General features: G+C 68.9%; 8 protein-coding genes and 2 pseudogenes. 1 reads left to right on the top strand and 9 read right to left on the bottom strand.

Going from position 1 to position 10,016, the window contains the following annotated elements; genetic code table 11:
* Both IEX31_RS16840 and IEX31_RS16835 read right to left on the bottom strand, forming a co-directional pair.
* A pseudogene (locus IEX31_RS16840) lies at positions 1–267 on the bottom strand (MmgE/PrpD family protein); the annotation flags it as partial.
* 113 nt (positions 268–380) lie between these two features.
* Positions 381–1,511, bottom strand: coding sequence for an enoyl-CoA hydratase/isomerase family protein (locus tag IEX31_RS16835; protein WP_229662450.1), 1,131 nt, complete (start codon positions 1,509–1,511; stop codon positions 381–383).
* 57 nt (positions 1,512–1,568) lie between these two features.
* On the opposite strand from IEX31_RS16835, the gene IEX31_RS16830 reads away from it, so the two are divergent.
* Complete coding sequence (locus tag IEX31_RS16830) at positions 1,569–1,946, top strand: VOC family protein (RefSeq protein ID WP_188744554.1); 378 nt, start codon at positions 1,569–1,571, stop codon at positions 1,944–1,946.
* A gap of 63 nt (positions 1,947–2,009) precedes the next feature.
* Here the strand turns inward: IEX31_RS16830 and IEX31_RS19680 are convergent.
* The 7 genes and pseudogenes from IEX31_RS19680 to IEX31_RS16790 form a co-directional block, all read right to left on the bottom strand.
* Positions 2,010–2,351 (bottom strand): annotated as a pseudogene (locus tag IEX31_RS19680) (GNAT family N-acetyltransferase); the annotation flags it as partial.
* Positions 2,266–2,802 (bottom strand): YbhB/YbcL family Raf kinase inhibitor-like protein, encoded by a 537-nt coding sequence (locus tag IEX31_RS16820; protein ID WP_188744553.1) that lies wholly within the window; start codon positions 2,800–2,802, stop codon positions 2,266–2,268. The pseudogene IEX31_RS19680 and the gene IEX31_RS16820, both read right to left, overlap by 86 nt.
* Before the next feature lie 544 nt (positions 2,803–3,346).
* Positions 3,347–5,047, bottom strand: coding sequence for an alpha-amylase family glycosyl hydrolase (locus IEX31_RS16810; RefSeq protein WP_188744552.1), 1,701 nt, complete (start codon positions 5,045–5,047; stop codon positions 3,347–3,349).
* Positions 5,044–6,546 carry a zinc-binding dehydrogenase gene (locus tag IEX31_RS16805; protein ID WP_188744551.1) on the bottom strand — a complete coding sequence of 501 codons (1,503 nt, stop codon included), beginning with the start codon at positions 6,544–6,546 and terminating at the stop codon, positions 5,044–5,046. Before IEX31_RS16805 ends, IEX31_RS16810 begins: the two co-directional genes overlap by 4 nt.
* A gap of 44 nt (positions 6,547–6,590) precedes the next feature.
* The gene (locus tag IEX31_RS16800) at positions 6,591–7,511 is read right to left on the bottom strand and encodes a carbohydrate ABC transporter permease (RefSeq protein WP_188744550.1); all 921 of its coding nucleotides are present in this window, start codon (positions 7,509–7,511) and stop codon (positions 6,591–6,593) included.
* Positions 7,508–8,398, bottom strand: a complete 891-nt coding sequence (locus tag IEX31_RS16795; RefSeq protein WP_229662449.1) for a carbohydrate ABC transporter permease — start codon at positions 8,396–8,398, stop codon at positions 7,508–7,510. Before IEX31_RS16795 ends, IEX31_RS16800 begins: the two co-directional genes overlap by 4 nt.
* A 128-nt stretch (positions 8,399–8,526) precedes the next feature.
* A complete protein-coding gene (locus tag IEX31_RS16790) occupies positions 8,527–9,921 on the bottom strand; it encodes an ABC transporter substrate-binding protein (protein WP_188744549.1) in 1,395 nt (464 codons plus the stop codon).
* Positions 9,922–10,016: the final 95 nt, after the last annotated feature.

Here is a 10,016-nt window from a genome sequence, read left to right as displayed (position 1 = left end):
GGCATCCGCTCCGAACACCGTGGCGCCGTCGCCGCCGATCGAGACCGGATGTGCGAGCGCCTGGCTGCGCGCCGACACCACCGGCTTGCGCGCGAGCGCGGCCGCGGCGACCGCCGCGTTGTCGATCACGCGGTTGACGACCATCTCGACGACGACGTCGTCGACCTCGACCGGGTCGGTCGCGACGCCCGCGATCTGCCAGGCCAGCTGGCCGTCGCGGGCGAGATTCTCGTCGCTGCGGTGGACGCGCACGTGATGGGTCTTCACGCCCCAACGCTATCGAAAAGCCGAGCGGATGCCTCGGGGCACGCGAAGGGCTTGCGGAACGCGAGCGGGCGCTCTCGTGGTGCGGGTTTCGAGACGCTCGCTGCGCTCGCTCCTCAACCCGCGGAGGGCCAGACCGGCTCGTGCACCTGCGTGTCCAGGACGCGCGCCGCGAGCCCGGGATCGACGCCTTCGAGCGTCGACGGGTTCCATTTCGGAGCGCGGTCCTTGTCGATGACCTGCGCACGGATGCCCTCGCGCAGGTCGTGCTGCTCGATGAACCACGAGACGAGCCGGAACTCCTGCTCGAGCGCGGCCTCGAGGTTCGGCAGCGTGCGGGCGCGGCGCACCGACTCGAGCGTCACTGTGAGCGCGGTGGGCGAGAGGGTCTCGAGCTCGTCCGCCGCAGCCGCCGCGTAGGCCCGTGCGGCCGGGTCGAGCGGTTGCGCCGGCAAGGCGGCCGACGAGCCGCTTGGTGCCGGCACCGTCGTCCGTCCTTCGGCGAAGGCGTGCAGGCGGGCGACGATCTCACCCACGGTCGGCGCCGAGTAGCAGGCGTCGACCCAGTCGCGCGCGAGGGCGAGTGCCGACGGGCCGGGCGTCTCGTCGAAGAGCATAACGATCTCAGCCGGGCTGCCCGGGTCGGCGCGCTCGGCGAGGGCCTCGAGCAGGTGCGGCACGCGTTCCGACGGCACGAACGATTCGGCGAAGCCCGCGTGCAGGGCGTCGGCGGCATCCATGGTGCGCGAGTTCAGCGCGAGGTGCACGCCGAGCTCGCCCGGCGCCCTCGCGAGGAGCCAGGAGCCCCCGACGTCGGGCGTGAACCCGATGCGGGTCTCGGGCATGGCGACGCGCGAGCGCTCGGTGACGACGCGGATCGCTGCGTGGCCGGCGAGGCCGACGCCGCCGCCCATGGTGATACCGTCCATGACCGCCACGACGGGCTTCGGGTAGCGCGCGATCATGGCGTCGAGCCGGTACTCCGAGCGGAAGAACTCGCGCGCCTCGCTCGCGTTTCCGTTCACGGCGTACTCGTAGAGCTCACGGATGTCGCCACCGGCCGAGAACCCGCGTTCGCCGGCTCCGTCGAGCACGACGAGCGCCACTTCCGTGTCGTCGCGCCAGAGTTCGAAGACCCGCGTGAGCTCGCGGATCATCTCGTAGCTGAGTGCGTTGAGCGCCTTCGGACGGTCGAGCGTGACGTGGCCGACCCCGTCGGCCACGCTGAAGGAGATCTGCTCGCTCACGAGTGCCACCGTAGCGGCATCCGGGCTGGCGGCGTAGCCTCCCTTCGAGGAGGGGCCATGATCGAGTCAGCGTTTCCGATCCTCGAGGTCGACGACATGCCTGCGGCGCTGGCGTTCTACCGGGACGCGCTCGGCGGTGCCGTCTCGTATCGATTCCCGCTCGACGGAGACCCAGACTACGTGTCGCTCGCGGTCGGCACCTCGTCGCTCGGCATCGGGCTCACCGAGGCACCCCGCCCGCCGGGCAACGTGCTGCTCTGGTTCTACGTCGACGACGTCGACCGCGTGACGGCGGCGCTCGTCGACGCCGGCGCGACGGTGGAGGAGGAGCCGCTCGATCAGCCGTGGGGCGAGCGCACGTCGCTCATCACCGACCCGTTCGGCACCCGCATCCGGCTGGGCGCCGCGATCTCGCCGGCACCCGACGAGGAGTAGGCGCGGCCGCCGACCTCGCGCCGGATCGAGGACGAGGATCCCGACGGGTGTGCGGAGCACGAAGCCGAGTCGTTCGTAGAGCGCGATCGCGCTCCGGTTGCCCGTATATGCGTGCGGGAACGGCGTCTCGCCACCAGCCAGGATGCGATCGGCCACTGCCGCCGAGAGCATGGCGGCGTACCCTCGCCCGCGATGAGCACGAGCTGCACGCCGGGACCGGCCAGCCGCACGCTCGCGCTGGGCGGCACCGGGATCTCGCCGCGCTCGGTCGTCGCTGCCACCGCCGGCGTGCGCTGCGTCGCCGCGTCGCGGCGTCCCGTCAGTCTCGCGTCGCGGTGCCCACGAGGATGCCCCGCCCGAGGGCGTGGAAGAAGCAGCGGGTACCGAGGCTCGCGGGTGAGGCATCCGGATCGAGGTCGAAGCTCGGCACGTCGAGCGCGTGCACCACGAACATGTAGCGGTGCACGCCCGTGCCCCGCGGCGGACCGACGCCGCTGAACGCCTTCTCGCCGTCCTCGTTCCGCAGCATGAGCGCACCCTCCGGAAGCCCTGCGCCGCCCTCGGCGCCGGCGTTCGCGTCCAAGCTCGTGACCGTCGCCGGGATGTTGGCGACCGCCCAGTGCCACCACCCGGAGGCCGACGGCGCATCGGCGTCGAGACAGGTCACGACGAAGCTGCGGGTGCCCGGCGGGAATCCCGACCACGACACCTGGGGCGAGCGATCGGCGCCGCCGGCGAACGCCGCCCACTGACCCCGTGGCAGCGGTTCGCCATGCTCGAAGTCGGCACTCGTCACGCTGAACGAAGCCACCGGCCGTGCTCGCTGCAGGACATCGTAGGGGTCGTAGTCCAGCATGAACGTCCTCCCTCGCGGGTCGCCATCCGTCAATGCCAGCCTAAACGGATGCCGCTGCGGCGCGTCGGAGCCGGGACGGACCGTCGCCGCACGGCGTCGGCGGCCTCGCGGCTCACGCCGGACGGAACCCCGTGGTCTCGGGCGGCGCCGCGTGCCGGATCATGAGGCGGCGTGTGACCGAGTAGTCGAGCAGCGGCTCCATCGACATGTCCTTGCCGAACCCCGAACCCCGAACCCTTCGCGCCGCCGTACGGCGCCTCGGACGCGATCGGCACGTGTCGTTGACCCAGGTGACGCGACATCCGCCGACTGGCTGGCCCCGCTCCCCGACCTGCCCGCCGGGCCCATGGGCACCTGGGCACTGGTGCCGGCCGAACACGCCTAGCGCGCAGCAGGCCGCGCGCATGCTGCGCGACGCAGGACTACCGCCGGCTCGTGTACGCCGGCTCGGTCTGGGACGCGCAGGCGCTCGACTGGGTGCGCTCGGCCTGACCACGCCTGCCGCGCCGGTCAGGGGCGGCGCCTCGCGCGCCGGAGCACCGGGTCAACGTGCCACCAACCAGGCGTAGCCATGCGGCTCGAGAAGAAGGCCGTCATCGTGGCGTGTCCCCGTGATCACGTCCTCCCCATTGAGCGCCGGAAGGTGCACGACCTCCGAACTGACGTTGACGGCGGCGACCACCTGGTCGGCGGTTCCCCCGGCACGCCGGATGACGAGCACGCGCTCGTCGAGCTGCTCGACCGACTGGTCGGCGAACGGTGAGAACCCCGGCAGGGTTCGGCGCGTCGTGAGCAGATGGCGAAGCCCCTCGAGCATTCCCCGGCGGCGCGCCGACGACGCCAACTCGGAGATGAGCCGATCCGCGTCGAGGACCTCCCGGTTGATGCGGCGAGCCATCTCGCTCGTCTCCATTCCAGCCCGGTCCTGACCGGAACCGAAGAACGCGTGATAGTAGATCGCCGGCACGCCGACCATCGAGAGCAGGATGACGTGCGCCGCGAGGCCGCGCGTGACGGCGGAGGCATCGGGGTCGGGATCGGCCGGGTCGACGAGTGCGTCCAAGTAGTTCGTGTTGAGCTCGTACACCCCCTCCGACCCGTCGGGTCCCCTCGCCATGGTGACGCGCCCGCCGCGTGCAAGCGTGCGCTCCACGAGGAGTGCGCGGTCGGCGTCGCTCAGCAGACCCTCCGTCGGTCGGATGCCGATGCCGTCGTGGCTCGCAAGGAAGTTGAACCACGTTGCCCGAGGACCCACCGGGCCGACCCCCCGGGCCCAGGAGGCGAGCGCAGTCGCCCTCCCCGTGACGAAGGCGTGGAGCACCAGCGGTGGCAGCGCGAACTGGTACACGAGGTTGGCCTCGTCCGATCCGTTCCCGAAGTACGTGATGTTGTCGGCGTGGGGCACGTTTGTCTCCGTGAGGAGAAGCGTGCCCGGGGCGAGCGCATCGACGAGCACACGCCAGATGCGGATGATCGTGTGCGTCTGCGGGAGGTGGATGCAGCTGGTGCCCGACTGCTTCCACAGGAAGCCGATGGCATCGAGTCGAACGGTCGTCGCGCCGTGCGCGAGATACCCGAGGAGGATGTCCGTGAGGTCGAGGAGCACGGCCGGCGTGCTCGGGTCGACGTCGACCTGGTCGGAGCCGAAGGTCGTCCATGCCCTCGCGATGGTGCCGTCGGGCCGTCGGTATTCGTGCACGAGCGGCGTCGTGCGGGGCCGCACGACCTTCGAAGTGTCGAAGCCGGCGTCCGGCTCCAGGAAGTACCCCTCGTAACGAGGATCGCGAGAGAGCCACGATTGGAACCACTCGCTCGAGCTCGAGAGATGGTTGGCAACGAAGTCGAGCGCGAGGGCATTATCGGCTCGCAGCTCGGCGACGTCCCCCCACGTACCGAGCTCCGGGTTCACCCGCCGATGGTCGGTCACGCCGAAGCCGTCGTCGGAGGTCCAGGGGTAGATGGGCAGCAGGTGCACATCGGTGACGGCATCGCGGACATGCTCGCGTAGCACTGATGCCAGCGTGTGCAGCGGGGCCTCACCCGGCCGGCGGAATGCATCGCCATAGGTGATGAGGTATGCCGTGCCCTCGTCGGGACGCTCGTGCTCCAGCGAGTGCAGCGCGGGCGCCCATTCGCCGGCCAGGCTCACGAGGCGGCCGAGCACCTCGTCGGCCTGGTCGGGGTAGAGCTGTTCGACGAGCGGCGCCAGTCGCGCTCGGAGCGCCATCGCATCGAAATCGGTCATGCGACCTCCAGGTCCAGCAGTCGTCGCACGTAGTCGAATCCGTGCTCGTCGAGTTCCGCGATTCGATCCGAGAAGCCGCGCAATCCGGGCGCAGCGAGCACCACCTCCGCCCACTCGTCCCGCAGTGCGAATCCGGGTCGTGCGATGAGGCAGTCCGGGTCGTCGGTCCAGAATCTCCCGTGCTGCCAGGATCGCGCCTCGAGCGACATCCGCCCCCGAAGTCCCTGGGACCCGTCTTCGCCGCCCTCGTGGAAGATGTCCGACGAGACACGCATCGCGTCGACCAGCCCGACGCTCGGCAGGATCGGCGCACCGCAGCCCAGGAGGTAGGCGTCATCGCCCATGACCTCACGGATCAGGCAGAGGCCCGAACGATACGCGGCGATCGGGCCGATCTCGGGGTCATGCCGTGTCCCCGGCACCGCTCCGGCGTAGAGGAAGTCGAGCCTCACGTACTCGATGCCGAGCTCGCGCAGGCCGGTGAAGACCTCGGCAAGGTAGTCCCTGACCCCCGGGTGCGTGAGGTCCAGCCCAAGCAACTCGTCGCCCCAGTTGTATCCGGCGGGACCCGTCAGCCAGTCCGGGCGCCGCCGAGCGAGGTCCGATCGCGACCCGACCGCGAACGGGGCGAGCCATCGACGCCCGAGCTCGACCGGAACGCCGCCGATCTGGCTTGCGACGATGCGCACGCGGTTGTGGTGGAACTCCTCACCGAGACGGAGGTTCGCCGCGCCTCCCCGGTAGAAGCCGCATGCGGCGACGAGTCCTTCGACCACCACGGACCGCACCGCTTCGTGCAGCGCGCTGTCGACACCCGAGAGCTCGATCGCACTGTCGCCGCCGCCGCCGGTCAGTTCGCGGATGCGCTCTGCCGTATCGGGGAGCGTCGCGTCGATCACCTCGTCGGCCCTGAATTCGGCCGCGGCGCGGAGCCTTGCGGGCTGCGAGTCGATCGCGAGCACGCGTGCGCCGGACAGCTTGGCCAACCGCGACGCGAGCAGGCCGATGACCCCCTGCCCGAAGATCGCGACCTGCTCGCCCAACCGCACGTCGGCCGCGAGCACGGCGTTGAGGGCGATCGATCCCACGCGCGCGAACGTGCCGAGGACGGGATCGAGCCCATCGGGCAGCACACGCCACGTCAACGCCGAAGCGGGCAGGACCGCGTCGCTGCGGTGTCCCCAGATGCCGTGCACCAGGTCGCCGGGCTCCGGGGAGGCGACATCGTGGGCGACCTCGACGACCTGGCCGACCTCCGAGTAGCCCCAGCCCTGCACCGGATAGCCGAAACTCGGCTCACCGGCAACGAAGATCCGGCGCTCGGCATCCCAGCTCGACGTGAGGTACGGGTTCGTGCCTCGGTAGGCCGTGAGCTCGGTGCCGGCCGAGATCCCGGAGTACCACGTGGCGACCCGGACATGGCCGGGCGTGAGCGGCGCGGCATCCGTCTCGACGAGTTCGACCCGTCGCGGGCCGCTGAATTGCACGATATGGGGCACGAGGAAGCGCACTCCTTTCGGAACGGGAGATCATCGGCCGTTCGTCAGCCTTTTTCGGCGCCGGCGGTCAGACCGCCGACGAGCAAGCGCTCCGAGGCGAAGAACAGCAGGATGATCGGGAGGGTGAGGATGACCGAACCGGCCATCAGCACGGTCGTCGGCACCTCGATGCTGCCCGAGAGCTGTGACAGCCCGAGCGAGACCGTCCAGGAGTCACGCCGTTCGACGAGGAACAGCAACGCGAAGAGGAACTCGTTCCACGCGATCATGAAGATGAACAGCCCGTTCGAGATGATCGCCGGCATGGCGAGGGGCAGGCTGATCCTCCGCATGATCTGCAGCCTGCTGCATCCGTCGATCGCGGCGGCCTCCTCGAGCGACACCGGTACGGTGGCGAAGTAATTGCGGAGGGTGTAGATCGACACGGCCACGACCTGCGACACGTACACGATGAGGAGCCCGACGAGCGAGCCCCGCAGCCCGACCTGAGTGAAGAACACGAAGAGCGGAACGGCCAGCAGGATGCTGGGGAAGAAGTACACCGCAAGGAAGAGCCCCGAGACCTGGCGGCGCCCGAGGAACGCGAGCCGACTCACCGCGTAGGCGCCGGGAATCGCGACGAGCAGCGAGAGCACGACGGTGCCGAGAGCCACGACCAATGAATTCCGCATGAACGTCGCGAACCCCTGCCCGCCGTCGGAGACGGGGGCGAGCACGTCGAGATACGTCGACGGGTCGAATTCGTCGACGGAGATCCACAACGATCCGGGGTTCTGCAGCAGGGACTCGAGGGATCGGAAGCTGAGGAGCACCATGTAGTAGAAGGGGAACACCGCGGCCAGAAACAGCAACGCGATGACCAACGGCCGTAGGACCTTGAGCAGCGCATTCTCGAAGTGATCTCGGTTGAACCCCCGCGCGCTGGACGATTCCGAACGCGGGGTTTCGAGCGTCGACGTGGTCATGCCTGCTCCTCTTCCCGGCCGAACAGCTTGAGATACACGCCGACGAGCATGGCGAGGATCACCGCAAGGAGCAGCGCCTGTGCCGCCGCAGCTCCGATGTCGCCACGTGCGGTGAGGTAGTCGAAGACGCGAACGGACACCACTTCGGTGCCGGCCCCCCCACCGGTCAGGAGGTATATGTCATCGAAGTTGTTGAACGTCCAGATGAATCTCAGCACCGTCAGCACCGCGATCGTGGGGAGCAGCTGCGGCAACAGGATGTGACGGAAACGCTGCGAAGGAGTCGCGCCGTCGATGCGAGCGGCCTCGTCGAGCACCTCGGGAACGGCTTGGAGCCGGGCGGTGAGGAAGAGGAAGGCGAACGGGAAAGACCTCCAACCCTCGAACAGGATGACGGTGATCAGCGCGATCGGCAGCTCGACCTGCCACCCGAATATCGACACCGGGAGCGCACGATCGGACAGGAAGGCGACCGGGTCTTCCCATCCCAGCACCATCGTACCGAACCAGTTGACGACGCCGAACTGGGGGTTGAGCATGGTCGACCAGACGAACGTGGCCGCCACGACGGGTGCGACGTAGGGCAGCAGCAGTGAGGCACGGATGAGACCTCGCCCGGGGAAGGGCTTGCGGAGGGCGAGGGCGGCGATCAGGCCGATGCCGATCGCGAGCGCGGTGCCCACCACGGAGTAGATCAGCGTCGTGAACAGCGCACCGAGGAATCCGGGCGAGGTGAGGACATTCGCGAAATTGGCGAGCGTGTACTCGCCGATGAAGCCGGTGCCCCGGATATTGATGAGGCGAACCCGCTGGAACGCCAACGCGATCGCCCAGATGATCGGCAACACGACGGCGGCGACGACGATGATGACGGTCGGCGAAATCAACGCGAGACCGGTGCGGTTCTCCTCCTTCCTGCGGAAGGAGGAGCCTCGAACTCGCGAGCCGGGGGGCGTACCGCCGGCCGGGGCCGCGGGACCCGGACCCGCGATCCCCGGCCCCCCGGTCAGTTGCGTCACTCGAGTGACGCCGCTATCGAGCGCACCGCCTCAGCGGAATCCTGCGCGGCCGTCGCCGGGTCCTCTCCCTGGGCGACCTCGCTGACCGCATCCGCGACCGGATGCTCGCCCTGGAGTGCTCCGAGCAGGTTCCCCTGGCCCTGGGAGATGCCCCAACGAGCAAGATCCTCGGGACCCGCCGCCACGACCTCGAGCACGTCGGCAGCGTAGAAGTCCGAGAGCGGCGCCTTGGTGTCGACACCCGCGGGCAGCGTGGCCCACAGGTCCGAGTACAGCGTCGGTTCCTCCTCGGTGCCGGTGCGAACGGGCACCTTGCCCTCTGGCGCGATCGCGATCCACGGCTCGTACCCGTCGCTCATCATGTATTCGATGAACGCCCGCGAGCTCTCGACGTTCCCTCCATCCGTCATGGTCCAGGAGGTGATCTCACCGAACTGGGCCGGGCCACTCGCGTCCGGACCCTCGATTGCGGTCACGACGCCGGTGTTGGCCGCGAGGAACCCCGAGTCCGCCACGCACTCGGGGCACGAGGGCATGGCATCGTTTCGGAGTCCTGCGAGCTCGTCGAGGACGAAGCTCGACCAGATGAACATCGCGGCGTCACCGGCGAAGTAGGTCGCACGTGTCGTGTCGACGTCCTGCGCACCCGGCACCGAGTAGTTCGTGACGAGATCGCCGTAGAACTCGAACGCCGCGACGCACGCGTCGGAATCGAGTTCGATCTCGCCGTCGTCGTTCACGAGCTGGCAGTCGTTGCCCAGGGCGAGGTGCTCGAATGTCTGCTCTGTGAAGGCATCGCCAGGCGCCGTTGCGCCGACGAAACCGGCCATCTCGTCAGTATCGAGCGTGCGTGCCGCTTCGAGGATCGCCTCGTACGAGTCGGGGACTTCGAGCCCGGCCGCCTCGAACAGGTCCGTGCGATAGTAGAGCATCTGCGTCCACGACTCGCTCGGTACCGCCAGTTGGGTATCTCCGTCGGCCGTGAGCTCGAGCGCCTTCTCCGAGAACGTCGAGCGATCGAGCGCGTCCACCACCTCACCGACGGCCGCCGTGTCGATGAGTTCATTCGCCGAAAGCGTCCGCACCTGCGGCAGGGAGATACCGCCGATGACGTCGGGCAGGTCGCCGGCAGCCGCCGCTGCGGTGATGAGCTGGCTGAACTGGTCTTCGGCGACCGAAACGAGCTCGACCCCGATGCCGGCATCCGCCGTGAACGCGTCGACGATCTCCTGCGTGGCGGCGACACGGTCGGGCAGGTCCTCCTGCACCCAGAAGGTGATGCCCTCCCCGCCTCCGTCATCGGTCTCTTGGGCGCTCGTGCAACCGGTCATGGCAAGTGCCGCAGCACTCAGCATTGCCGATATCGCGATCGCTGTGGCACGGAGCTTCATGAGGCGCCTCCTTGCGCTCGGACTTACCGGTGTGGCTCTTCGCGTCAAACCGCGCGCCAGATACGTCTAATGATTGGGTAGGTAATGTCTAATTG

Origin of the sequence: Agromyces bauzanensis (genome assembly GCF_014645655.1) — a bacterium.
Taxonomy (GTDB): Bacteria; Actinomycetota; Actinomycetes; order Actinomycetales; family Microbacteriaceae; genus Agromyces; species Agromyces bauzanensis.
The sequence above is the reverse complement of the archived record's forward strand: the minus strand, read 5'-3'. Positions and strand labels throughout refer to the sequence as shown.